This is a genomic window from Geofilum rhodophaeum (assembly GCF_002210225.1).
GTDB classification, from domain to species: Bacteria; Bacteroidota; Bacteroidia; order Bacteroidales; family Marinilabiliaceae; genus Geofilum; species Geofilum rhodophaeum.
In genome coordinates, this window is sequence record NZ_MWUJ01000010.1 from 120,399 (window position 1) to 146,797 (window position 26,399).

A 26,399-nucleotide genomic window follows, 5' to 3' on the forward strand; every position below is an offset into this window, starting at 1 on the left:
GTTAAGGCCTTTTTATTATTTTATGCCGACTGATTTGCTGGTCATGGGTGATTTCCAGTAGGAAATGGCCCTGGGGCAGCGTTTGTCCCAGTTGGTGGTGTTGTCCCGGCGGCCTGCTCTCCATTAATCTTCCCGACAGGTCGTATATGGCATAGCTGAATGCTGTAGGCAAATTAACCGCGACGGACTCCTGAAAGGGGTTGGGAAAAAGCACGAGCTTTTTTTGCTCTGGTGCTGCGGGCAGGGGCGTTTCCGTTCCGTTTGGCTGAAGCAAATAGGTGGGCACAATTATGCGGCCGTCGTTGGCTCCGTGCGCCATCACAAAGGAGAGGATGTTGTAGTGCAACAAGGCCTCCCGATCAATAAGTGGCTCGTTCATGCCCAGGTTGTGGTCCGACAGGTCCAGCTCGGTCCATGTTTGCCACTTATCGGCAGCGGCCGCAAAGTAAATACGGTAATTTCCGGCCACCACATAAAGGTTGTCGGCTGCATCTACGGCTATTTCGTTGCGGTTTCGTCCCGAAGGGGCGATGACCTGGTTTTGCCAAATGCCGTCCTCATCACGGTAAATGTGACGCAGCTGACCGTGGCTGATTCGTCCGCCCCAAAAGTCGTTGCTGTTGGGCTGCTCGTCTGCAATATAAGTCTGTAGAATATGAATGCCGCCCTTGCTGTCCACCGCTTGCGCTTCCTGGTTGATCAGTCCACGGTTGGTGCCTATGGTCCATATTTTTAAACCTGGCGAATGGATGGTCATAGGGGCCTGTGGGGCGGTTCCGATCAGTTCCCCGTCGGCATTGTGCCAGGTGCGGCCATCGTCGTCGCTGAAGGCGTAATAAACATCGTGGTTGGTACGTGCATCTGGCGTTTGTCGCCATACCCAGGATACATGCAACTTACCCGAAGGGTCGTAATGCAGGCCATTGATGTAGGCATTTTCGTTTACCGAGGTGCCGTTTAGGTATTCTCCAATGTAAGTCCAGTTGCCATTGTTGGTGTCGTATTCCCACAGAAAGGAGTCCCCGTCGCCACTCCAGCCTATGCGACATTCGAAGAGCAAATCGCCATTGGGTTTGGCAATGAAGCGGGGATAGGTTACGTTTTCTATAGGGGTGCCGGCTACCAGGTAGTTTTGCTTGCTGTTGAAGGAGGCAGCCGACCAGGGAATATTTTCCGGATCATTGGCCAGGTCCTTTACAGACCTTTTGTAACGCAAAGGGTCGTTGTGGTGGTCGTACGACAGGTGAATGGTGCCGTCTCCAGGCGCTATACCCATAGAAATGGTATAGTGGTTATCGGTGGTACGGCTTAACGAAATGGTATGGTCAGTGAATTCAATTTCCTGCCATTCGCCATCGGGCAGTTGGCGACGGGAAATACATACACGGCCTCGATTGTTCCAATAGGTCACATATTGGTATCCTTTGTAGGTGGTGATGGCATTTTGTTGAAAGGAGGCGAAATTGGCTCCTTCGACCGATGTTGCAGCAGATGGTGTGACGATACTCAACGGCATTTTAGTGTAGGCCATGAAGGCATCCGGGTTGATGGTTAATCTGGCATCCGGAGTGCTGTCTTCCGGCACCAGATGCTGGATGGTATTTCCGTCGCTCAGGCTTATCTGGTTACAGGACAGGCGAATTTGATCGTTTTTACGGGCTTGCTCATTAATGCCCACTGTAATCCAAAAGTGGTTGTTTCCTGTTTGTAGCGGATGTTCCAGGTCAAGCGTCAGGCTGTTGGTGGTCAGGTTGGTTTCCCATTGAGCGAGCGGCTGATCCGGCTGAAATTCTCCCAGTTCGTTTCCTGCAAAGAGTCTTATGTTGGTGAGAATATTTAAGGGGGTTTCGGCGTCAAAGGAAAGTTGGATTTGTTCCAGCTGCAAGGGATTTTGCTGGTGTTCAGCTTCCAGTGTCAGCTGCATTGCCCCGTTGTTGTCTGTTTCTGAATTGACCACCTTATTGCTGTGTACGGTGGTACTTTGTTTAATTTGCATGGGAGCGAAGACTGTGGAAGGTACATAGGTGCCGCCAACAAGTGTGCCGTCGAAGCCGTTACTACTCAGATCTAAAACGGTTGGTTGGGGGGTGTTGAAATCGTAATAGGCCAGCAAACCTTCTTCGTTTCCGCTCAAAGGCGTCAACATGTGGCCTCTTATTTCTTCCGTGCTGCGGGCTGTGGTCCACACCCGCACCTCATCAATCAGACCTTTTAGGGTACGGTCGGGCAAAACATTGTCCCAGCCGAGATAGGTGTTTCCATCAAAGGGGTAAGGCTCATAATGATTTCCCGACTCCTGAAATGCCTCCCCATTTACATAAAGGGTTTTCGAGCCTTCGCGCACTACCAGGGCTACATGGTTCCATTGTCCCGGGGTAGGGCCAAAATCAGGCACTTCTGCACTGGCATTCCACACGCCCTTAATGTGCTTGGTGTTTACCCAGCGGTCGTACTGCACGCCGCTGTTGCTGTTGCTGCCCCTGTTGTACCACAGGGTGGCGTAGTAATTTTGAACAGGATCGGGGAGGTACCACATTTCGATGGTGATGGGCAGGCTGTTGTGGTTGAAAGGAGGCAGCGCTACATGACTGTTGGCACCATTGCTGCCACCGGGCAGTGAAATGGCCAGATTGTCCGGATCTTCTGATAGGGCCAGAACTGCATCGGCGCTGACGTTGCCGTCCTTGGTCCTAAAAGCAGCATAAATGACAGAGGTCTCAGTAAGAGGGGGAGCAAAGGAAGCACTGGCATCAACGGCCGGTTGTGCGGCCACGTTCCATGCTGCGGCGAATAGTAAGCCCGTCAGCAAGCGCTTGTGCCATGGGGGATTTTTCTTCATCTTTTTCATTCTTGTGGTTTTGAAAACAATAAAGGGTTATCCCCCCTTAAAATGGAAGGATAACCCTTTTATTACTCGTTGTTTACTTATCGTGTTTTAACAACTTTAATGGTTTTGCTGTTTCCTCCGTTTTCAATTCTGAACAAGTATATTCCGCTGTTGCTCAGTTGTATTTCTGTGCTTGTGGCGTTGATATCCTGTTGCAGAACCAGTTGGCCGGTGGTTGCATAAACGCTTACGCTACCTTCCGCCAGCGGAGTCAGTACTTTAAAGCTGCTGCTGCCCACGGTGGGACTCACCTGAATCTGATTGAGTGCATCCTGACGCAGGGAGGTGGCCACGGTAAATTCTACCGTATAAACCAACTCGGTGCCGTCTTCAGCAGTAACTGTAATGGTAATGCTTCCGGGCAAAGCCTCTAAAGTGCTGATTACAACATTTGCCGCTTCATGATTGGCTGTTGCGGCAACAACAGGTACATCAACTGTACCGGCTGGCAGGGCAATGTTGTAGGTGAGGGTCTCGGCATCAAAGCCTTCAACACTTACACCGTCTACAGTCAATGCACTTAAAGCAGCATCATCAGACAATTCGGCCTCCACACCCAAATAGGTCAGAGCGACATTATCGACATATAATTTGCCATTACTGCTTGCTCCGGCATCCACGCCCAGTATACCAATGCTGATTTTTCCTGTAGTTTCTGCTTCCAGAGTAAAGGCAACGGTTTCTGTTGTCCACACATCAGCAAAAGTGGTAGTTGTTCCATACACAGCGTCTCCTTCGTTGGGTACAAAGCCAAAGCGGTTTTCAGCAACGGGAATACCCGAGCTTGCGTTGATGACTTCAAAGCTCAGTTCGTAAGCGCCTGCGGCCAGGGTGACCTCTTGGGTAAGGACGGCGGGTGAGCCCCACGATCCGGATAATTTCAGCGCAGCACCTTCGGTGTTGCCCGCCATATCTGTGGCAGGAGGGGTGGTTCCATTCAATACATCGGGAATGGGATCGAAGGTGATTCCATAATTGCTGGTAGCAATTCGACCCCAAGTGCTTTCAACCGCTTCCTCCCATCCCGGGATGTCATAAATGCGGGCAGCAACCAGAGCCGTTCCGTTGGCAGCCCCATTACTTTCAGTAAACGTGATGGGTTCAAGATTGAAGTCCGGGTTTAAAAGCATCGCGGTAAAGTCTGCAGGTGCTGCTTGTGTCATAACATAAGCTCTTACAGCAGCTTTTAATGCGTCGGCCGCTTCCGCTAAGGCCTGGGCTGTTTTGTCGTCCGTGCTGTTGTACAAGGTTTGTGCTGTTTCCAATGCCGCATCAAAATCTGTTTTGCCCGGATAGTTGGTGTCCGCCAAGGGAGCTGCGAAATCAAGCACCTGCTTAAGGCTTGCGTCAGCGGCAACTATTGCCTCATAGGTGGCAATGGCTGTGTTTAAATCGTTGATGGCCGTCTGAAGGGCCTCTTCGGTTTGCTCTACCTCACCGGCATTACCAATGGCAGTCTGTATCTCTGTTCTGTTATAGCCTGCGGGACCGTTGCTGTTATCCAAAATGGCCTGGGCTTCGGTTACTTTTTCGGTCAACAAATCATTGATGGCAGTCAAGTCCACACCATAGTAGTGCAGCCGGAAGTTGTCGATTCCCACCCAGTTGGCGGTGATGGTGCCTTCGAGCTTAAAGCCGATGGTCAGACTGTTGTCCACAACCAGCACCTCAGCTACTTCATAGTCGCCACCCACATTGACTGCTGTTTGTTTTGAACCGGCATAGAGGAAAGCTCCGGTGGTGGGGTTTTCGTCTCCCTGCAAAACAGCATGACCGGAGGCCACCACCGAATATACCCCATTGTCCAGGCCTGTAATGGTTTGTGTTATACTTGAGGCGGGCAGGGCATTGGGTGCTGAAGTCCAGCGCTCCACATAAACATTGCCGTCTTTGGCCCATCCTTCATCTGCAGGCGAATTGTTGTTTTGTGTAACCATTCCATTGTTGGTCCAACCGTTCAGGCCGTCTACTTCAAAGCTTGGGTTGACAATTAGGTTGGTCACAATTTCATAGGGTAGTCCAATAGTAATAATGTATTCGTTGAAGCTGGCAATGGCTGCCTCCAGTCCGGCAATGGCATCTTCCAGTGATGCTATGCTTTGCTCAACAGTGCCGGCAGCGTCAATGGCTGCTTGCATTTCGGCCTGGTACGGGCCGTCCGGATTGCTCTCATCGTCTAAAATGGCCTGTGCTTCAGCTGTTTTGGCTATCAGATAGGTGTTGAGGTCCGACAAGTCGCCATAATAATAAAGGCGGAAGTTGTCGAAGGCTGTCCAGTTGGCTGTGATCGGCTCTTCCAGTTTAAATCCGAAGGTCAGACTTCCATCCTCAATCATTATGTCGGGAATTTCATAAGTCCCTCCTACATTTACTGCAGTTTGCTGATCGCCTGCAAAAAGGAAGGCGCCGGTAGTAATCGGATTTTCTGTGATCTGCAAAACGGCATGTCCCGATACGACCAATTTATATAGGCCATTGCTTAAGCCTTCTACTGTTTGTGTGACGCTGGCCGGCGGCAGACTTTCGCTGCTGTTGATCCATTTTTCTGCAAAATACGTGCCGTCTTTGGCCCAACCTTGTCCAGAAGGGTCGCTGGTATGCGTTTGCATACCATCGTTGGTCCAGCCGTTGAAGGCATCTTCGAAACTGGGATTAACGATAAGGTTGGTCACATCCTCATATCCTTGCGAGGTTTGTGCAGTTAAACCGGTCAGACTACTTACGCCAAATAGGACAGCAAGAATTCCGGTTTTAAGTAGATTTTGTTTCATAAATATTGGATTAAAATAATAGTGAATAATTAGGGCGAATAGCCTGCTTTGTTAATTTGTTTTGACGAAATAAAATTATTGATTACGGGCGTCAATAAATGTTATTTATTGTGCAAATACTGGTATTTATTCGATGGTTGCCTGTGTGGAAGTCTTGATTTTGTTGATGATTGTCTATTTTGTTACAAAAGATACGACTGGCTTTACTTATTTTTAGCCTTGAAACTTGAAACGGAAATTTTATACGCCATGAAACACTTGAAATGGATTTTTGCCTTAGGGGCATTGGCCTTGATAACGGCCTGCTGTCAGCCGCAGCCCGAGTTGCAGGTAGCGCAGCCCTTGTTTAACGGTTTTTACGGAGCCGACCCGGTAATTGTGGAGCACGAGGGGCAGTATTATATATATGCTACCAAGGATCCCTGGGGAGGCAACGATCTGGCCGTTTTTGTTACACGGGATTTTGTGAGCTGGGAAGAGGAAAGCATCAACTGGCCTACGAAGGCGGCTTGTACCAGTGCCACTTCGCGCGATGCCATGGTTTGGGCGCCGGATGTTGTTAAGGGAAAAGACGGCCGTTTTTATATGTATGTATCGGTAGGCAGTGAAATTTGGGCGGGCGAGAGTGACCATCCGCTGGGCCCCTGGGCCAATATGCTGCCCGACAATCGGCCGTTGGTCAAAGCAGATGCTTTTGGTGAGACTGTGCACAACATCGATGCGAATTGCTTCATCGACGACGATGGCCGCATCTATTTATACTGGGGCTCGGGTTGGAACTGGGTCAACGGACGTTGTATGGCTGTAGAGTTGGCCGGGGATATGCATACCTTTGTTAATGAACCCCGCGACATTACTCCCCCCAACTTTTTTGAAGGGGCATTTATGATCAAGCGCAACGGACAGTACCATTTAATGTACAGCAATGGTGTGGCGATCGATGAGACTTACCACATCAGGTATTCTACCAGCAACAGCCCCTATGGTCCGTGGACTGAAGGTGCAAACAGTCCCCTGGCCCTTACCACGCCCGAAGATTCGGTTTTTGGGCCCGGACACCACAGTGTTTTTCGGCATAAGGACCAGGATTACATCCTCTATCATCAACTGGCGCCACAGGATGAGGAATATGTATTGCGTCAGTTGTACATCGATTCTTTGAATTACGACGATGGGGGGAATATGCTGCCTTTGTCTTTTGAAGGAATAGCTCCTTTGGCGTGGTAGTTTTTTGTTGTCCGTCGGGTACGACGGACAAGGTGCTTGATTTTAGGGCAGGGAGGGCTTTCGAGCCCTCCCTGTTTCATTTTATTACACAGTTTGCGGAATTTGTAGCAATCTAAAGGGGGAGGTTTCGTTTAATTTGTTGTACGGTGCTTATTACCCAAATTGAGATCGAATATTTTGATAATCAAAAATGATATGAGTAATGGATAGACTTTACAACATCTGGCTGCTTTTCTTTCTGCTGCCTTTATTATGTGCCTGTTCGGGAGCAAAAGGTCAGCACGAACAATACGCAGCTTTTCATCCGGGAGCGTTGTGGTTGGATAATGAATCGGTACACATTAATGCCCATGGGGGTGGAATCTTGTACCACGAGGGGGTGTATTACTGGTTTGGTGAGCATAAGATTGCCGGGCGCGGGGGTAATTCGGCCCAGGTGGGTGTGCAGGTCTACTCCTCCGACGATTTGTACAACTGGACCAATCGGGGTGTTGCGCTGGCGGTGGTGGAGACTGAAGGGCATGATATTGAGCGTGGTTCGGTTATTGAGCGGCCTAAGGTGGTGTACAATGCCCAAACCGGGAAGTTTGTAATGTGGTTTCATTTGGAATTAAAGGGACGGGGCTACGAAGCTGCCCGTTCGGCAGTGGCCGTGGCCGATGAGGTAACCGGTCCCTATACTTTTGTGGAGAGTTTGCGGCCCAATGCCGGGATCTGGCCAGAGAATCTGGATACGGCCTTCCGCAATACCGATGTAGATGTGGCTGCCTATGAATGGTGGACGCCCCGTTGGGAGAAGGCGATAACGGAAGGTTTGTTGGTGCGCCGTGATTTTGAAGGGGGGCAAATGGCTCGGGATATGACCGTGTTTGTCGACGACGACGGCAAAGCTTACCACGTATATTCTTCTGAAGAAAACCTGACGCTGCATATTGCCGAGCTGAGCGACGATTACTTGTCGCACACCGGTCGCTACATCCGCATTTTTCCCGGGGGTCATAATGAAGCGCCGGCTTTGTTTAAGCATGCGGGACGTTATTATTTAATTGCTTCCGGCTGCACCGGTTGGGACCCGAACGCTGCCCGTTCGGCTGTCGCCAACAGCATTTGGGGGCCTTGGGAAATGTTGGGCAATCCCGCCCAAGGCGAGGGCGCCGATCTTACTTTTGAGTCGCAAAGCACCTATGTGCTGCCTGTGGCCGGTAAAGAAGGTGCTTTTATTTTTATGGGCGACCGCTGGCGACCGCGCAATCCCATCGACGGGCGCTATGTTTGGCTCCCTATTGTGTTTGAGGAGGGGCAACCGGTGATTCGGTGGCACGACAGTTGGGACTTGACTGTTTTTGATAAGTAGAAGAATTGTAACCACATAAAACGCAGAATGATGAAAATATTTAAGCAGGCATTGCCTGGAGTTCTGGCTTTGGCAGCCTTGCTCATGTCGGCTTGCAGCGTTGGCGAGCAAGCCAACCGTCGTGAAGTTCCTGAGGGGGTTTTTCAGGTGAACAATCCCGATTACGAGCTGAGTCCCTACACCGGAGTCACCCGGGCGCACTGGAAAGATGCTGCCCTTTATTTGTTGGAGGGGGCTTTTTCGCACCTCGACTCCATGAGTGGACCCATGCGCTTTCCCCGTCAACCCGGGAAGAGCTATCCGCAGGACGGCAAGTACAACGTAACAGAAAATCTGGAGGGTTTGTGTCGCACCCTTTTTATGGCGGCTCCCCTGTTGCGCGAAGATCCCGAATTGGAAGTTAAGGGGTATCCGGTGGCCGAGTATTACCGTGGACAAATGTTGCAGTTAATCGACGCGGAGAGTCCCATGTACGTCAAACACATGACCAAACCAGGCTGGCCTTCTCAAACGCTCGTCGAATTTGGTGCTTTGGCCATTTCGCTGTCGGTAGCACCTGAGGTTTTATGGGAGCCCTTTAGTCAGGAAGAAAAAGACGCCCTGGCCGCATTGATGATCAGTTACGGCAACGGTCCCACCGTTGCCTCCAACTGGCGTTTCTTCAACATCTTCGTGCTCAGCTTTTTTAAAGAGCAGGGCTATGAAGTCGACGAGCCATTGCTGGTCGAATACATTGAGAAGTCGCTGGCTCAATACCGCGGTGAGGGTTGGTACAACGACAGTCCCGCCTACGACTTTTACAGCATGTGGGCCTTTCAGATGTATGGGAAAATCTGGTCCGAATTGTATGGCAAACGTCTGTATCCCGAGTATGCCAGTCGCTTCGAGGCCAATTTTGCCGATCTGACCGACAACTATCCCTACCTGTTCGACGCCAATGGTGAAATGATTATGTGGGGGCGGAGCATCGCCTATCGTTTTGCTGCTGCCGTTCCCTTTCCATTGATGGGTTGGGAGGCACGTGAGGATGTAAATTATGGTTGGATGCGTAGAATTGCCTCTTCTACCATGTTGCAGTTTCTGCAGCATCCCGAGATGCTGCAAGACGAAGTGCCTACTTTAGGCTTTTATGGAGCCTTTGAGCCAGCCGTGCAGATCTACAGTTGCCGTGCCAGTGTTTATTGGATGGGCAAGCTGTTTATGGGCCTCTTGGTTCCCGAAGACAGCCCCTTCTGGACCGCTGAGGAGAACAATGGGGCCTGGGACAATGAACTGGCAAAGGGCGCAGTTTACAATAAGTTTCAACCCGGTTCTGAAATATTGATTACCAATTACCCCAATATTGGTGCTTCAGAGGTAAGGGCCTGGTGTCATGAAAAAGTGGCCGACGACTGGCAGAAATTCCGGTCGACCGAAAATTATAACCGTCTGGCTTACAATACCGCTTTTCACTGGCAGGCCGATGGCGACCAGGGTGAGGTGGCCATGAACTATCTGTTTAAGAATGCCCGGGAAGAATGGGAGGCCTTCCGCCTTTATACCTTTAAGCGCTTTGAAGATGAGGTGTATTACCGGGATGTGGTGTTGGAAACAGATTCTGAATTGGCTATGAATCTGGCCGACATACCCCTTGCCAATGGCATTTTGCGGGTTGATCGTCAATTGAGTCCCAAAGCCGTTTCTATGCGACTGGGACATTATGCGCTGCCCGATTTGGGCGCAGGCATTAAGGAGGAAGTCCGACAGGTAGGCGACCACCAAGCCACCATTATCGACAACGGGACTTACCAGTTGGCACTGGTACCCTTGTCTGGGTGGACCAAGGTAGAGGTGGTGGCTGCACAGGGCTTACATCCCATCAGCAGCGACAGTAAAGTTGTTGTTGCTCAGGCAAACTACGATCCTGCCACCGCCGAAACCCCTGTTTTTGCAACACTGATGCTTTGGAAGAAGTCGGGCGAGCCATGGAGCAAGGCCGATTTGCTGCCGGTAAGCGGACTGGAATACCAGGCACAGCAAAATGCAGTAAGGGTAGCGCTTCGTAAAGGGGCCGATAAGTTGGTGCGATTTGAATAAACTAAAGTAAGGAGAAGATGAAAAGTGACAGAAACGGTCTGCTGATTGGTGCCGTCCTTGCCATGTCGGGATTTTGGTCCTGCAACACCAGCAGTGGCAACGACAAGGTTATGCCGACCATGGCCCTGGTCGTTCCCGAAGGTTATGAACTGGTTTGGGCCGACGAGTTTTCGGTGGATGGAAAGCCCAATTCTGAGTACTGGAATTACGAGGAAGGCTTCGTGCGCAATGAAGAAGCACAGTGGTACAGTCCCGATAATGTTTTTATTGAAGAGGGACTCCTTATATTTGAGGCGCAGCGCGAGCGTTACAGTAATCCCAACTATAATCCTCTAAGCGAAAACTGGCGCTTTAGACGGGAATTTATAGATTATACCTCTGCTTCTATAAAGACCAATGGGAAATTTACTTTTCAGTACGGCATTCTGGAGGTGAGGGCCCGTGTAGATGTGCGCAAAGGGTCGTGGCCGGCCATATGGACCCTGGGTGAGGACAGGCGTTGGCCCTTATGTGGGGAAATTGATGTGATGGAGTTTTATCGGGTCAACGACGAACCCTCCATTTTGGCCAATGCGGCCTGGTCGGTCGACCAGTCGTGGCAACCCAAATGGGATTCAGAGGTGCTGCCCCTGCAGCACTTTTTGGAGGGCAATCCTTCCTGGGCCGAAGAGTTTCATGTGTGGCGCATGGAGTGGACCGAGGACCATATTCGGCTGTATCTCGACGACGAGCTGCTCAATGAAATTGCCGTGGCCGATACCGAGCATCCTGAGGATGGCTTCCACCCCTTTAGGCAGCCTCATTACATTTTGCTGAACCTGGCCATAGGTGCTAATGGGGGAGATCCGTCGGCCACGGAGTTCCCTTTACGCTATGAGGTAGATTACGTACGCGTTTTTCAAAAGGAACAGTAGTAGGCAGTGAAAATAATAAAGGCAATTGGTTTGTTGTCCTTCCCTTATGGCGGCCTGTGGTCGCTATGAGGGAAGGATTTTTTTTATCTTTGCGGCTTCTCTCAAAAAGCCGGCTTCTTAATCTATTCATAACAACATAAACAAAACAACATCAACTATGGAGACTTTTGAATTTACTGAGCATTCGCATCGTCGTTTCAACCCCCTTAACGGAGAATGGGTGTTGGTATCGCCGCATCGTACCAAACGTCCCTGGCAGGGAAAGGTGGAAAATCCTGCTGTGGCCGAGCGTCCGCAGTACGACCCGGGGTGTTATTTGTGTCCCGGTAACCAAAGGGCTGGCTCCGATACCAATCCCGATTATAAGGATGTTTTCGCCTTCCAGAACGATTTCAGTGCCCTTGTGCCGGATATCCCGGAGGGGGCTTTTGTAAAAGGCGATTTGTTCCGCGCCGAAAGCGAGCGTGGCTTCTGCAAGGTTATTTGCTTTTCGCCCCGCCACGACTTGACTATTCCCGAAATGGAAGTCTCAGCCATTCGCAAGGTGGTGGATTTGTGGTGCGAGGAGTACCGTAAGCTGGGTGCTATCGATTATGTGAATCACGTACAGATTTTTGAGAATAAGGGCGACATCATGGGCTGCAGCAATCCCCATCCCCACGGTCAGATTTGGGCCCAGAATGCGGTGCCCGCCGAACCAGCCAAAGAGTCCGTTCGTCAAAAGGCCTATTACGAGCAGCACGGTCGCACACTGCTGGAAGATTATGTGCAGGAGGAACTGGCTCTTAAAGATCGGATTTTGTTCGAAAACAGCCGTTTTGTGGCTTTGGTTCCTTTTTGGGCTACCTGGCCCTTCGAAGCCATGATCGTGTCAAAAAATGCAGTCAGCAACATTGCAGAGCTCGATGAAGCCGGTCGCGAAGCATTTGCCGATGCTTATCGTCGCCTCACCATCATGTACGATAACCTTTTTGAGACTTCCTTTCCGTATTCGGCCGGTATTCATCAGGCGCCCACCGACGGGGCCGCCTATCCCGAGTGGCATTTGCACATGCATTTTTACCCGCCATTGTTGCGTTCAGCCACCATTAAGAAGTTTATGGTGGGCTATGAGATGCTGGCCAATCCGCAAAGAGACATCACTCCCGAACAGGCTGCTGAGCGCCTTAGGGCGCTGCCTGAGCTGCACTACAAGATGAGGTAGGAGGGGCCCGTCCGGGCCCGTCCGGGCCTGCTGGGCTGCTGGGCCCCGCCCGGTCGTGGGCTCTCCCGGTACCCAGGGTTGAAACCCTGGGTTATGGTTGAGAGGAAGTGGTCAGGCGCTTTGCGCCTGTTCTGGAAAGCGGACTGAAGTCCGCGGCTAAGGGGCACCCGTGCCCCGTAGCTTGGGGCCCGTCAAAGAAGGGGATCGCTCTGACCAGCTATCGAGGCGCAGCCTCGAGGGGACTTCAGTCCCCTTTTCTGTCCGTGCCCCTGCTGGGGCACACCGCTTCTTCCCAATCATAGCCCAGGACTTCAGTCCTGGGTGGCTTGTGCGCCGGCCCATGATCGGCGTATTTAAAGAAAAAAATCCTTATTAGGGCTTTATATAAAGAAGAATTTCTTTAATGATGTGAAAAAGTTTAAAGTGAAAGTGGGTTTAAGTGCCTGTTTTTGCTGGTGATATGAGTTAAAAAGCTGCCGTATAACAGCAGATAGGCTGAGGCTTTTATGCTATACAACACTTTTGATGCGTACGTGTGGTGATTTTTAGCCTTCTAGGCCTTGTAATAAATTGTTAATTAGAACGGTAACTGTTTTCCTGTTAAAAAACAAGTGATTTGTTAATACTCATTAAATATGTGGTTGATTTGTTCAATTAAAGTAATTTTGCAGTATTAGATTTTTAGAACATTTAATACCATATATTCTATGAAGAAGTATTTGATTACCGTAAACGACAAACAGTACGAGGTGGAAGTGGCAGAGGTGAAGGCGGCTAAGTCGCAGGCGAAGCGCAATCTGGAAACTGCACCCAAAATGAAGACGCCGGTTTCTCCGGACCAAATCAAATCTAAGAAGCAGGTGAATGGCGGCAAATCGGTTTCTGCACCGATGCCGGGCAGTGTGCTGAAGGTTTTGGTTACCGAGGGAGATGTTGTTCGCAAAGGTCAGGCTCTTTTGGTTTTTGAGGCCATGAAAATGGAGAACGAGCTGACTGCGCCTTGTGACGGGATTGTAGCCCAGGTGAATGCCAAAGAAGGTGGCGTTATGGCTGTGGGTGATGTTTTGGTGGTGATTGAATAGCTTAAAAGAACTTTGCAATGAGAAAAGTAGGAATTACAGAAACCATACTTCGGGATGCACACCAGTCGCTCATTGCGACGCGGATGCGTACCGAGGATATGTTACCAATTATAGAACAACTTGATGAGGTGGGTTACCACTCCCTGGAGGCCTGGGGTGGTGCTACTTTTGATGCTTGTATTCGATTTTTGAATGAGGACCCCTGGGAGCGTTTGCGCAAGATCAAGGACAAGGCTAAGAAAACGCCTTTGCAGATGTTGTTGCGGGGACAAAATCTTTTGGGTTACCGTCACTACGCCGACGATGTGGTGGAGTACTTTGTACAGAAGGCTGTTGCCAACGGTATGGACATCATTCGTATTTTCGATGCGCTGAACGATCCCCGTAACATTGAAACCGCTATTAAGGCTTGTATCAAGGAGGGTGGACACGCCCAGGCCTGTATGAGCTATACCACCAGTCCCTTCCACAGTCTGGAGCAGTTTGCCAAGGACGCCAAGACGCTGGAGGATATGGGTGCCCATTCGGTTTGTATCAAAGATATGGCCGGTTTGTTGAAGCCTTACGATGCCTACGATTTGATTAAGGCCATTAAGGAAACAGTTAAAATTCCGGTGCAATTGCACACCCACTATACCAGTGGTGTGGCTTCCATGACTTACATTAAGGCCATTGAGGCGGGTGTCGATGTGGTGGATACCGCCATTTCGCCCATGTCGGGTGGTACTTCTCAGCCGGCCACCGAGCCTTTGGTGGCTTCCTTGCAGGGAACGCCCTACGATACCGGTCTGGATTTGTTGAAATTGAGCGATATTGCTGAGTACTTCCGTCCCTTCCGCGAGAAGTGGATTGAAAACGGCATGCTCGATACCAAAATGTTGGGTGTGGATGCCAATGCCCTGATTTATCAGGTGCCCGGAGGTATGTTGAGTAACCTGGTGTCGCAGTTGAAGCAGGCCAATGCTTTGGATAAGTACGAGGAAGTGCTCCGGGAAGTCCCCCGTGTACGTGCCGACTTCGGTTATCCGCCGCTGGTTACCCCTTCGAGTCAGATCGTTGGTACCCAGGCCGTATTTAACGTACTGATGGGTGAGCGCTACAAAATGGTGCCTAAGGAGTCTAAGGGTATTGTTAAAGGCGAGTACGGTCAGTCCCCCGCCCCCATCGACGAGGAATTGGTGAAGAAAATACTGGGCGATGAAGAACGCATTACCTGTCGCCCTGCCGATTTGATTAAGCCTGAATTGGATACCATTCGGGAGAAAATTGCCGATTACATTCAGCAGGATGAGGACGTATTGACCTACGCTTTGCTGCCTCAGGTAGCCGAGAAATTCTTTAAACTGCGTAAAGAAGGCAAATTGGGTCAGGTGGAAGAGCCTGCACCCAAAACACCCAAAGCCGAACCCGCTAAAGCGCAGACGGCTGAGGAAGATGATGACGAGCTGGTTGCTGTAATTTCTGCAGCAGTAGCTGCCGCTGAAGGCGGCAACAACGGCCAGTACGCCATCTCCAGCATCAAACAAGTGAGTCCTTGGGTATTGTCTGGTCGTTTACACAGATAATAGTCCATACTTGTTCGTTTATATATGGGGAAAGGTCGCTCGCAAGAGCGGCCTTTTTTCGTAAATCTTGGCAGCTCGCATCCTGATGGGTATCTTTGCGGGAATTGTGTTCACTTCCATATCTTAAAGAACTATGTCCGTCCTACTTCAGACCCTGCAACAAAATTTCGGTTACAACGCCTTTCGGGGTGGACAGGAAAAAGCCATACAGTGCTTGTTGGATGGGCGTTCTGCCGCAGCCATTTTTCCCACCGGTTCGGGCAAGTCGCTCATTTATCAGCTGGCTGCCCTGCACCTGCCGCATCTTACGCTGGTGGTTTCACCCCTGTTGGCCCTCATCAGCGATCAGTTGGAGGCGATGCAGCGCTTTGGCATACCCGCTGCCCGCATCGATTCCACGCAAAAGCCGCAGGAGGTGCAACAAATCAGGGAGGACATTCGCAAGGGACGCACCAAGGTGCTGATGGTGTCGGTGGAGCGCTTCAAAAACGAAGGTTTTCGGCGCTTTTTGTCGGAGCTCCCAATTTCCCTCCTGGTGGTAGATGAGGCGCACTGCATATCGGAATGGGGCCACAATTTCAGGCCCGATTATTTGAAATTGCCGGAGTATAAGCGCGATTTTTCGATGGAGCGGGTGCTCCTGCTTACGGCTACCGCTACGCCGAGGGTCATTGAGGATATGTGTCGCCGCTTCGACATTGCCCGTGAGGATGTGGTGCTGACCGGTTTTTACCGCCCCAATCTTCACCTGGAGGTGCGTGCCGTAGCCGAAGACCAAAAGATGGAGGAGCTGGTGCAGGTGCTGGAACCCGATGCGGGTCGCTCCGCCATTGTTTACGTTACGCTGCAAAAGACCGCTGAGACGGTGGCTGCCGGTTTGCGCGAGCGGGGCGTGGTGGCTGCCGCCTACCATGCGGGGATGAACAGCGTGGACCGCGCTTCCATTCAGTCGGCCTTCATGTACGGACAGGTGCCGGTAATCGTGGCCACCATTGCCTTTGGCATGGGCATCGACAAGCCGGACATTCGTTGTGTTGTGCATTACGACCTGCCCAAATCCCTCGAAGGCTACAGTCAGGAAATCGGTCGCGCCGGTCGCGATGGCGAAACGTCCCGTTGCGTGTTGCTGGGGAATCTGGACGGACTGGCGGTGCTGGAGAATTTCGTATATGGCGATACCCCGGAGGCAGCTGCCATCGCTAAAGTGCTCCGCGACATTCAGGAGGCGGGTCAAAGATTTGAGTTTCAGCTGACCGACTTGTCGACCCGCAGCGACATTCGGCAGTTGCCTTTAAAGACGCTGATGGTGTATTTGGAGATGGATGGACTTGTGCGACCGCTTTACAGTTATTTTGCCCACTATCGTTTTAAGCTCAACCGAACGCCGGAGCAGATTGCTGCCGCTTTTGGCGGGGAACGGGGACGTTTTATTGAGGCGGTGTTTGCCCACAGCAAGAGGGCGAGATTGTGGTGGACGGTCGATTTTGAGGCCATCACCGCCCATTATCCCTGCGAGAGGAAGCGCGTTGTGGCGGCCCTGGATTATTTGAACGATCAGGGGGCGCTGCAGCTCGAGTTCAGTGGGATGACCGAGGTGTATGAAGTGCTGCAGCCCGGTTTCGACCTGGAATCGGTGGCGCAGGGGCTTCATCGGCGCTTTGCCGACAAGGAGGCGGCCGAAGTGGCACGTATTGCGGAGATGCTCGATTTCTTTGGGAGCAGCAGCTGCCTGTCTAAGCGCTTGTCGGCCTATTTTGGAGAAGATACCGGGTGGACGCGCTGCGAAAGCTGTTCGGTTTGTCGACATGGCGGCGTGCAGCTCCGGCGCACCCGCGAACTGCCGCCCTTAAGCAGGCAGATGGTGGCGGATGCCTTGGTCGATTTGCAGGAGGTGCTGCCCGAGGAGAAGCGCACACCGGTGTTGCAGGCCCGTTTTTTATGTGCCCTGCATACGCCGGTTTTTACGCAGTTGAAGGCGGCCAGACTCAAAGGTTACGGTGTCCTGGAGCATTACCGCTTTAAGGAAGTCCTCCAGGTGCTTACCGACACAGGGGCTTAGTCCGCCGACGCTGCACCTGAGGGTGCTGCCTTGCAGTCTGTGGGCCGGCTATTTGGGGGCTGCTTGTCATTGGCCAAGCAAGTCCTGTTGGCTGTCTCAGCCCATCCGGTTTTTGTAGTCCTCGTAGCCAAATTCCCGCACCACCTTCAGGCCCTCTGCTTCGTTCCACAAGGCTATGGCCGGGTGGGGCACGCCGTTGAACATGGTGGTCTTTACCAGGGTATAGTGCATCATGTCTTCGAACACAATTTTATCGCCCGGCTTTAATGGGGCGTCGAAGGACCAGTAGCCAATGAAGTCGCCCGACAAACAGCTGTTGCCGCCCATCCGGTAGGTGGGTTTGCCCTTCACCGGTTCGTGGTGGGCACCACGAATCCGGGGTTTGTAGGGCATTTCGAGGCAGTCTGGCATGTGGGCGGTAAAGCTCACATTAAGAATGGCCGTGCTGATGCCGTGGTTCTCCACCACATCCACCACCTCCGACACCAGTATGCCGGTCTCCCAGGCAAAGGCACTGCCGGGTTCCAGGATGAGCTCGAGCTGCCACTTCTTCTTAAAGCGACGCAACACTTCCACCAAATGGTCCACATCATAATCTTTGCGGGTCATTAAATGTCCCCCGCCCATATTCAGCCATTTGGCCTGCTTAAGGTAGGGGGCAAACTTTTCCTCGATGGCCTTGAGGGTCGCCTCCAGGTTGTAGGAAGTGGATTCGCAGAGGGTATGGAAGTGGATGCCCTCGATATCCTCGGGCAAGCGCTCCGGCATCTGGTCGGCAATCACCCCCATGCGCGAGCCGGGGGCACAAGGATTGTAGAGGTCGGTCTCCACCTCACTGTATTCGGGATTGATGCGAATGCCCAGCGATACCTTGCGGTCGGCCGCCTTTGCCATGGGCAAAAAGCGCTCAAACTGACTGAAGGAATTGAAGGTGATGTGGCTGCTGTATTGCAGTATGGCAGGGAACTCTGCCTCGGTATAGGCCGGAGAATAGGTGTGGGCCAGACTGCCCATTTCTTCCCAGGCCAGGCGGGCTTCGTGAATGGAGCTGGCCGTGGAGTAGGGGATGTATTCCCGAACAATGGGGAAGGCGGGCCATAGGCTGAAGGCCTTAAAGGCCATGATGATGTTGACCCCTGCGCGCTCTTTTACGCTTTTTATCAGCGCCAGATTGTTGCGCAGCAATTGCTCGTCGAGTACGTAGCAGGGAGAAGGTACTTGTTGAATAGCGATGCCCATAGTGCTTCCTTATCTTTTTGTTTGGCTGCAAAGATAAGGCTTTGGCTTGTTAAAGCTTTACTCGCGACCCGAAAAGTGTTCGAGCAGGGCCGGCTTCATGGCTTTGCTTACGCTGATTTTGTGCTTGCCCACGACCACCTGGTTGCCGTTGATTTCCTTTATTTTATCGAGCGCTACAATGTAGGACTTGTGGATGCGCATAAAACGTTCCCTGGGCAATTCTTCTTCGAGTTTGCGCAGGGAGTAGAGACTCATAAACTTGTCGCTCGACGTGTGAAAGGTGACGTATTCCAGCGCCCCTTCTACAAACAGGATGTCGTTGAAGTGCAGTTTCACCATTTTTCGGTCGGTCTTTACAATGAGAAAATTGCGACTCTCTTCGCGGGGTGCCGCGGGCAGGGTGCTGAGGGTTTCGGGCGCCCCCATGGCCTCGAGGCGTTGCTTGTAGTTGAGTATGGTGATGATTTTGTTGACGGCCTTGATAAAGCGGGGGAAGGACACCGGTTTGAGCAGGTACTCGGTGGCGTTGACCTCGAAGCCCTGCACCGCATACTGGGGATAGGCCGTTACAAAGACGATGATGGGCACCAGGGGCAGCGACATGTTTTTGATGAAGTCCATGCCCGACATGTCGGGCATTTCAATATCGGTAAATATAACATCGATGGTGCCGGTGGCTATGGTTTCTATAGCCGCCATGGGCGAGTCGAAGCTGCCCGCCAGGTTAAACTGCGGCACCTTGGAGATGTAGTCGGCCATCAGTTTGCGGGCCAAAAACTCATCGTCTATTACTATGCAATTGTATTTCTTCTGTTCTGCCATGTTTTGTTTTTACTGGTGGGGAAACTGTTTTGCACCCCGCGGTCCTGTTGGCCTGCCCGACGGTGGTCGTTCAGCGGCCGGATTGTTCTGGTATGGGGTCTACTTCTGCTTATTCATCTCTAGCGCAAAAGTTCCAGCACCACCTTGTGTTCTTTGCCGGTGCTGCTGATGTCGAGCCGGTGCTTACCGGGATAGAGCAGCGCCAGGCGGTTTTTGGCATTCTCAATGCCAATGCCCTTGTTGAAGGAGCTTTGCTGGTTGGGCAGCTCGTCGGGGATGCTGTTTTCAACCACAAAGTGAAAACGCCCCGGCTCCTGCGACAACCATATTTTTACAAAACCCTCCTTGTCCTTTTCAATTTTACTGTGCTTAAAGGCGTTCTCTACAAAAGTCACCAGCAGCATGGGGGCAATCTGGTAATTGTCGTCGTAATTTTCGGCTTCAAAAACAATATTCTGTCGCTCTTCGGTCTTCAATTGCTGAAACTCCAAAAAGCTGCTGATGTAATCTACCTCCTTGTATAAAGATATGTAATCCGACTCACATTCGTAAAGTACGTAGCGCAGCATGTCCGACAACATGGTAATTTTTTCGGGTGTGGAGCGGTCGCCCGTGTAGGCCATGGAGTAGATGTTGTTGAGGGCGTTGAACAGGAAGTGGGGATTGATTTGTGTTTTTAAAAACTTCAGTTCGTTTTCGGCCTTATCGCGCTTGAGACTTTCAATTTCGATGTTGTTTTTCTCCTGCTTGTCGACCAGATATTGGGTCATGCCTACCCAAAAGGCCATGAGGGCCAATATGGTGTAAAAGATGAAGGGCCCCAGGAGATTAAAGTTGGGGTGGGAATATTGCGGCAAGAAGTGATGAAATACAGCTTCGGCTATTGTTCCCAGTACTACGAGGCTCATGATGAGCACTGCATTGGCCAGGCGGAATTTGTTTTTCTGGTGATCGTAGTATTTGGGCAGAAAGCGATGCAGGTTCACATGGTACACAATGGCCTGGAGCGAGGTGAGCACCAGGGCGTGATAGATGCCCCGCAGTGTACTGATTTGAGCACCGGTGGTAAAGTAAAAAAGTACCAGCAATATCCAAATGGTGTATCCGGGAATGGCCTTGTACCAGGTTGTTATTTTTTTCAGCATAATGGTCTGTTTGCGGAGCGAAACGGTGATTTCGCCAATTCAACGCTACAAAAATACGCTTTTGGTGTCAGACTGGCTCCTAAATCCCTGATTTATCAATGAATGGCCTTTTTCTTCAAGCAAAGGCGCTGATTGAAATAAAGCGGCATTTGGTTGAAATGGCGGGGGGCTTGCTTGATTGTTTTTTCGCAACTCTTATATAGTGCCGATATTTGCAGCCTAACATTACAATAACACAAGATTGATGCGAATACACAAAAGATTTTTGATTGGGATGATGGCTGTCGCGTTATTGGGCGGACCTGTGGTGCTTCGTGCACAGGAGGCCGATTCGTTGTTGCAGCTTTCCTTGGAAGATGCGCAGCGCCATGCGCTGGAGCACAACCGCAGCTTAAAGAATGCCACCCTTGAAGTGCAGGTGGCGGAAGCCCGTCGTTGGCAAACCCTGGCCACGATGTTGCCTCAGGTGAGTGCCAAGGCCGATTACAGCAATATGTTTGGCTACAGCATGGATTTGGGCCAGTTTAAAATTTCGATGCCCAACTCCATCACCTTTAATGGTACCGCTTCGGTCGCCCTCAGCGGCGCGCAGGTCGTTGGCGTGCAGCTCGAAAAAATTGCCGGTCGCATGGCCGATATTTCTTTGAAGCAGACCGAGCAGGAGGTCAGCGACCAGGTGAAGACCCTTTATTATTCGGCCCTGGCCATGGAAGAGACGGTGGACTTGTTGGAGCAGAACCTCGTCAATCTCGAAAAGCTGCAGCAGCACACCCTGCGCTCTGTTGAAGTGGGCGTGGCTGAGCAGACCGATGCCGACCGCATTTCGGTGCAGGTTACTTCAATGAAGACTTCGCTCAACAGTACCCGCCGGCAGCTCGAAATGATTTACAATTCGATGCGCCTGCAACTGGGCCTGAGTGTAGCCACCGAATTGGCACTTACACAGAATGTCGACGATTTGATGCAGGTAGAAAATGCACTGGCGCTGTTGGATACCGAGTTTGTACTGGATAATAATTACAATTTTCAGTTGCTCAGCGAGAATGTGGCCCTGGCCCAAAAGCAAATAGCGCTGAAGAAGTGGGAGTTTGCCCCTACGCTTTCGGCTTTTTACCAATACACCAAGGTAGAATACATGAGCGACGAAATGACGATGCGCTCCACACCGCCCAACATGTTTGGCCTCTCTTTGAACGTTCCCATCTTTTCGAGTGGGAGTCGACTCAAAGGCGTTAAAATGGCCCAGCTGGCCTACCAGCAGCAGGTAAATACCTACGACGATACCCGGGAAGCCCTGCTGGTGCAGCATCGTCAGTTGATGTACAACCTGAGTTCTTCGTTCGAGAGCTACCTGTCGCAAAAGGAAAACATGACCGTGGCCCAGCGACTGTTCGATAATGTTTCGCGCAAGTACGAGCACGGTATGGCATCGAGTATGGATGTGACCAATACCGGTACCGAGCTCGTAGCTGCTCAAAGCAGCTACGTACAAGCCCTGCTCGAGGTGGTTACTGCCCGCATCGAACTGGAACAGCTTTTAAATACCGATAATCAATAAAACAAAATCAATAAAATACAACAGATGAAGGCAATAGTTAAACTGGTACTGTTGGGAAGTCTCCCCCTTATAATGAGTGCTTGCGGCTCCAAAGCAGAGGAGGCCGTTGAAGCGGAGCGTGTAGAAAATGTAAAGGTTACGGCATTAAAGGAGCGTACTGTGACTCGGGAACTGAAACTTTCGACCACTCTGGAGGGTTATGAGACGGTAAATGTGTCGCCTTCCGTTACCGGTACCATTGAAAAAATTATGGTGGAGGTGGGCGACCGTGTGAAGGCCGGCCAGTTGCTGGTGCGCATGGATCAAACCCAGTTGAATACCACCCGTCTGACCATGAATAATGTGGCTCTGGAATACGAAAGGGTTAAATTGCTGCGCGAGACCGAGACGGTTACTCAGCAGGCTTACGATCAGGCCAAAATGGCTTATGACCAAACCCGGGAGAATCTTGCCTTTTTAGAGGCCAATACTTTTTATAAGGCGCCTATTGGTGGTGTTATTTCGGCCCGCAACTATGAGGATGGCGAATTGTACAGCGGCACGCCCATTTTGGTGTTGACGCAAACCCATCAGCTGAAGGCCCTCATCAGCATTCCGGAGCGTTACGTGCCCCAGATTAAAGAGGGCATGAGTCTTCAGGTAGAGTCGGACGTGTATCCGGGTGAAACCTTTCCGGCCAGCATCGAGATTGTGTATCCGACCATCGACCCGGGCACCCATACCTTTATGGCTAAGGTGAAAATTCCGAATGCCGATAATCGTCTGCGTCCCGGAATGTTTGTCCGCACCCACCTTCAGGTGGGCGAAGCCACTGCCCTTATGGTTCCCTATCAGGCCGTACTCAAACTCACCGGCTCTAATGAGCGCTATGTGTTTGTTCACGAGCAGGGCGCAGCCAAAAGAGTGCGCGTAACCCTTGGCCAGCGTTTCGATTCACTGATTGAAGTGGAGTCTGACGAACTGCAGCCTGGCGACGAGCTGGTAACGGTGGGACAGGCACGTCTTGTTGATGGGGTAAAGCTGAACGTAATTCAATAATTCTGATTTTTTGATTCCATGAGTATATTTAAAACATCGATAAACAAACCGGTTACCACTGCCCTTATTTTTGTGGCGGTGATGGTGATGGGACTCTTCTCGCTGCAGATGTTGCCCATTGACCAGTATCCGGAAATTGAGCCGCCTTACATTACGGTGATGACGACCTATCCGGGGGCCAACGCCAGTGAGGTGGAGACCAATGTGACCCGTTTGCTCGAAAACAGTCTCAACTCGGTAGACGGATTGAAGGAGTTGAGTTCACGATCGCTCGACAATATGTCGATGGTGACGCTGGAGCTGGAATGGGGGACCAACCTCGATGAGGTGATCAACGATGTGCGTTCGTACATCGATATGACCAAGGACAATTTGCCCTCCGGGGCCCATAACCCGTTTATTTTTAAGTTCAGCACCAGCTCCATGCCCATCATGATGTATTCGGTTACCGCCGATGCCAGTTATGCCGGTCTGGATAAAATTCTGAACGATGTGGTAATGCCACAGTTGAACCGGGTAGACGGCATTGGTAACATTTCCCTGGCAGGAGCGCCGGAACGTTATGTTTATGTCGACATTCGGCAGGATAAGCTGGATGCATACGGATTGCCTCTGGAGGCGGTGGGAACTGCCATCAGCAGCAACAACCTTAACCGTTCTTCGGGAACGGTTAAAATGGAGAAGGAGCAGTACCAGTTGCAGGTGCGCAGTGAGTACATCGAGAGTGAGGAAATCAGAAACATTGTGGTGTCGAGCATGCCCGATGGTCGACAGGTTTTTGTGCGTGACATTGCTATGGTGCGCGACACCATTAAAGATTTGTCGCTCGACGAGAAGATCAACGGTCGTGATGGCGTGCGTGTAATCATTGCCAAGCAATCGGGTGCCAACACCGTGGCCATTGCCGAAGGGGTGGCTAAGGAGATGGCTAAGATTCAGGATTTGCTGCCGTCCGACGTTAAGGTGGAGCCGATTTACGATTCTTCTGACGACATTAAGGACTCCATCAACAGTTTGCAGGAGTCGATTATGTACGCCTTATTGTTTGTGGTATTGGTGGTGCTTGTCTTTTTGGGGCGCTGGCGGGCTACTCTCATCATTGGCATTACCATCCCCATTGCGCTGGTGGTGAGCTTTGTTTACCTGGCCTTTACCGGCAGTTCGCTCAACATCATTTCTTTGTCGTCGCTTACCGTGGCCATTGGTATGGTGGTTGACGATGCCATTGTGGTTTTGGAAAACATCACCAAACACATCGAACGGGGCGCGAGTCCCCGTGAAGCCGCCATATACGCTACCAATGAAGTGTGGGTGTCGGTGATCGCAACCACCCTGGTTATTGCGGCAGTATTTGTACCCCTGACTATGCTGGGTGGTTTGGCCGGTATCATGTTTAAGGAGTTGGGCTGGATTGTGACCATTGTTGTGGTGACCTCTACGCTGGTGGCTATTTCGTTGACGCCTATGCTCAGCAGTAAATTGCTGAAATCGCGTAAGGTGAGTGTTGATGACAAGGGACACATCAGTTTTGAAGAGGAGAAGCGTACCTGGTACGACCGTTATGTGGTTTCGGGGCTGGATCGCCTGGATGGCTGGTATTCTCGTGTATTGTCGTGGGCCCTGGTGAATAAGAAAAAGACCCTGTTGGGTGTGGTGATTTTGTTTGTCCTCACTCTTTTACCTGCATTTTTTGGCTTGATTGGTACTGATTTTATGCAGGAGAGCGACCAGGGACGTGTGTCGGTAAGTGTTGAGCTGAACCGGGGTACCCGGGTGGAGGAGACTTTGAAGACTGCCCGTCGTTTGGAGCAGCGCTTTATGGAGTTGGCTCCGGAAATTAAGATGTTGTCGACTTCGGCCGGGTCGAGTGACGACGGGGGTATTTCTGCGCTGTTTAACTCCACCTCGAACAATAAAATTGCAATGACGGTGGTGCTTACCGATAAGAAGGAACGGGAGCGCAGTGTGTTTGATATTGCCGAGGTGTTTCGTCAGGAGATGGAAGCTTATCCTGAGATTGTTGACTACCAGGCTTCCGTTTCGAGCGGCATGGGTGGTGCTGCGGCTACGGTGGACATAGAGGTCTATGGCCACGATTTTGACCAGACCAACTTGTTGGCTGAGGAGATCCGTCGCACCATCAGTGAAAAGGTGCCTGCTGCCCGCGACATCACCATCAGTCGCGATGAGGACCGTGCCGAGCTGAAAATTGATGTGGACAAGGAGAAGGTGTCGCGCCACGGTTTGGATGCTGCTGCTATTTCGGGTTTGGTTTACAACCGGGTGGCCGGTATGGCATCGGGTTACCTGAAGGAAGATGGGGATGAATACGACATTATTGTGCGTTTGGTTGAGGAAGATCGAAACAGCATTACCGATATTGAGAACCTGTCGATTCCTACTGCTGCCGGTAACATCAAGTTGAGTGAGCTGGCGAGTGTGGAGGAGTACTGGACACCTCCCACCATTGAGCGCAAGAGTCGCCAAAGGGTACTGACGGTTGGGGTAACGCCTTACAAAACTTCGCTGGGGGAATTGGCTCTTGATATTGAATCGGTTCTTAAGGAGGTTGAGGTGCCGCAGGGCATTACGCTGCGTCTTGGTGGTCAGTACGAAGACCAGCAGGAGACCTTTGGCGATATGATTCTTTTGTTGCTGTTGATTGTGTTGTTGGTTTACATTGTGATGGCTTCGCAGTTTGAGTCGATGTCGAAACCCTTCATTATTATGATGTCGGTACCCTTTGCCATTTCGGGGGTCGTGCTGGCTCTTTGGATTACGGGCATTAGTCTGGATATGATTGGAGCCCTGGGTGTGGTTATGTTGGTAGGTATTGTGGTGAAAAACGGTATTGTGCTGGTTGATTATATTAACCTGATGCGCGATCGCGGATATCCGCTTAACGAAGCCATTGCCATGTCGGGATCGTCTCGTCTGCGTCCGGTTTTGATGACTGCCTTCACCACCATTCTGGGTATGCTGCCCATGGCTTTGAGTCAGGGTGCCGGCTCCGAAGCCTGGCGTCCGATGGGCGTGGTAGTTATTGGTGGTTTGCTGGTATCTACTTTGGTTACGCTGATTGTTGTGCCGCTGTTGTATGGCATCATGTCGCGCCACGGCGAGCGCAATAAGGCAGAAAAACTCCGTAAAGAGTATGTGTTTGTCCGTCTGGCCGAAAATGCCGACCAGGCATAATGTTTTAAGGCAACATGGCTCCCCTTGGTTGGGGGCCATGTTCCTCTCTGATTACGAAGGGCCTGTTTTTCCGAAGGGTAAATGCCGGGCCTGCCTCACGGGTTGGCTTGCGGGCTTACATCAAGGATTTGCCTCAGGGATAGGGCTCACCGAATCAGCTGGCAGGTTGGGCTCCCAGGTTTGTATCCAGGGTTGGGCTCCCAGGTTTGTATACCGGGCTTCTCTCACGGGTCGGACTCATTTACAACCCCCGGCCTTTGTGT

The 26,399-nt window shown here is 51.3% G+C and carries 16 protein-coding genes; 11 read left to right on the forward strand and 5 right to left on the reverse strand.

Annotation, left to right across the window (positions count from 1 at the left end; all coding sequences use genetic code 11):
- Position 1 precedes the first annotated feature (1 nt).
- Positions 2-2,848 (reverse strand): BNR-4 repeat-containing protein, encoded by a 2,847-nt coding sequence (locus tag B4W65_RS10685; protein WP_088655148.1) that lies wholly within the window; start codon positions 2,846-2,848, stop codon positions 2-4.
- A gap of 77 nt (positions 2,849-2,925) precedes the next feature.
- Complete coding sequence (locus tag B4W65_RS10690) at positions 2,926-5,658, reverse strand: T9SS type A sorting domain-containing protein (RefSeq protein WP_088655149.1); 2,733 nt, start codon at positions 5,656-5,658, stop codon at positions 2,926-2,928.
- Between the two features lie 249 nt (positions 5,659-5,907).
- On the opposite strand from B4W65_RS10690, the gene B4W65_RS10695 reads away from it, so the two are divergent.
- The 8 genes from B4W65_RS10695 to B4W65_RS10730 all read left to right on the forward strand — a co-directional run bounded on the left by B4W65_RS10695 (position 5,908) and on the right by B4W65_RS10730 (position 17,139).
- Positions 5,908-6,885, forward strand: coding sequence for a family 43 glycosylhydrolase (locus B4W65_RS10695; protein ID WP_088655175.1), 978 nt, complete (start codon positions 5,908-5,910; stop codon positions 6,883-6,885).
- 202 nt (positions 6,886-7,087) lie between these two features.
- Positions 7,088-8,239 carry a glycoside hydrolase family 43 protein gene (locus B4W65_RS10700; protein WP_088655150.1) on the forward strand — a complete coding sequence of 384 codons (1,152 nt, stop codon included), beginning with the start codon at positions 7,088-7,090 and terminating at the stop codon, positions 8,237-8,239.
- A 27-nt stretch (positions 8,240-8,266) separates the two neighbouring features.
- Positions 8,267-10,315: a DUF2264 domain-containing protein gene (locus tag B4W65_RS10705; RefSeq protein WP_088655151.1), complete on the forward strand. Its 2,049-nt coding sequence runs from the start codon at positions 8,267-8,269 to the stop codon at positions 10,313-10,315.
- 17 nt (positions 10,316-10,332) lie between these two features.
- On the forward strand, positions 10,333-11,229 hold the full coding sequence (locus B4W65_RS10710; RefSeq protein ID WP_240509549.1) for a glycoside hydrolase family 16 protein: 897 nt from the start codon (positions 10,333-10,335) through the stop codon (positions 11,227-11,229).
- 157 nt (positions 11,230-11,386) lie between these two features.
- Entirely contained in the window at positions 11,387-12,433 is a 1,047-nt protein-coding gene (locus tag B4W65_RS10715) for a UDP-glucose--hexose-1-phosphate uridylyltransferase (protein WP_088655152.1), read from the forward strand.
- A 707-nt stretch (positions 12,434-13,140) separates the two neighbouring features.
- Positions 13,141-13,515 (forward strand): biotin/lipoyl-containing protein, encoded by a 375-nt coding sequence (locus B4W65_RS10720; RefSeq protein ID WP_088655153.1) that lies wholly within the window; start codon positions 13,141-13,143, stop codon positions 13,513-13,515.
- A gap of 17 nt (positions 13,516-13,532) precedes the next feature.
- Positions 13,533-15,080 (forward strand): oxaloacetate decarboxylase subunit alpha, encoded by a 1,548-nt coding sequence (locus B4W65_RS10725; RefSeq protein WP_088655154.1) that lies wholly within the window; start codon positions 13,533-13,535, stop codon positions 15,078-15,080.
- Between the two features lie 133 nt (positions 15,081-15,213).
- Positions 15,214-17,139, forward strand: a complete 1,926-nt coding sequence (locus B4W65_RS10730) for a RecQ family ATP-dependent DNA helicase (protein ID WP_088655155.1) — start codon at positions 15,214-15,216, stop codon at positions 17,137-17,139.
- Positions 17,140-17,235: 96 nt separating this feature from the next.
- Here the strand turns inward: B4W65_RS10730 and nspC are convergent, their stop codons facing one another.
- The 3 genes from nspC to B4W65_RS10745 all read right to left on the reverse strand — a co-directional run bounded on the left by nspC (position 17,236) and on the right by B4W65_RS10745 (position 20,345).
- On the reverse strand, positions 17,236-18,378 hold the full coding sequence (gene nspC / locus B4W65_RS10735) for a carboxynorspermidine decarboxylase (RefSeq protein WP_088655156.1): 1,143 nt from the start codon (positions 18,376-18,378) through the stop codon (positions 17,236-17,238).
- 57 nt (positions 18,379-18,435) lie between these two features.
- Entirely contained in the window at positions 18,436-19,200 is a 765-nt protein-coding gene (locus B4W65_RS10740; protein WP_088655157.1) for a LytR/AlgR family response regulator transcription factor, read from the reverse strand.
- 119 nt (positions 19,201-19,319) lie between these two features.
- Positions 19,320-20,345 carry a sensor histidine kinase gene (locus B4W65_RS10745; protein ID WP_088655158.1) on the reverse strand — a complete coding sequence of 342 codons (1,026 nt, stop codon included), beginning with the start codon at positions 20,343-20,345 and terminating at the stop codon, positions 19,320-19,322.
- Between the two features lie 244 nt (positions 20,346-20,589).
- Here B4W65_RS10745 and B4W65_RS10750 point away from each other — a divergent pair, with 244 nt between their 5' ends.
- Genes B4W65_RS10750 through B4W65_RS10760 form a run of 3 tightly spaced genes read left to right on the forward strand, consistent with a single transcriptional unit; the run spans position 20,590 to position 26,136 of the window.
- Positions 20,590-21,903 (forward strand): TolC family protein, encoded by a 1,314-nt coding sequence (locus B4W65_RS10750; RefSeq protein ID WP_240509550.1) that lies wholly within the window; start codon positions 20,590-20,592, stop codon positions 21,901-21,903.
- A 24-nt stretch (positions 21,904-21,927) separates the two neighbouring features.
- The gene (locus B4W65_RS10755; protein WP_088655159.1) at positions 21,928-22,941 is read left to right on the forward strand and encodes an efflux RND transporter periplasmic adaptor subunit; all 1,014 of its coding nucleotides are present in this window, start codon (positions 21,928-21,930) and stop codon (positions 22,939-22,941) included.
- Positions 22,942-22,959: 18 nt separating this feature from the next.
- Positions 22,960-26,136, forward strand: a complete 3,177-nt coding sequence (locus B4W65_RS10760) for an efflux RND transporter permease subunit (protein WP_088655160.1) — start codon at positions 22,960-22,962, stop codon at positions 26,134-26,136.
- The last annotated feature ends 263 nt before the right edge of the window (positions 26,137-26,399 follow it).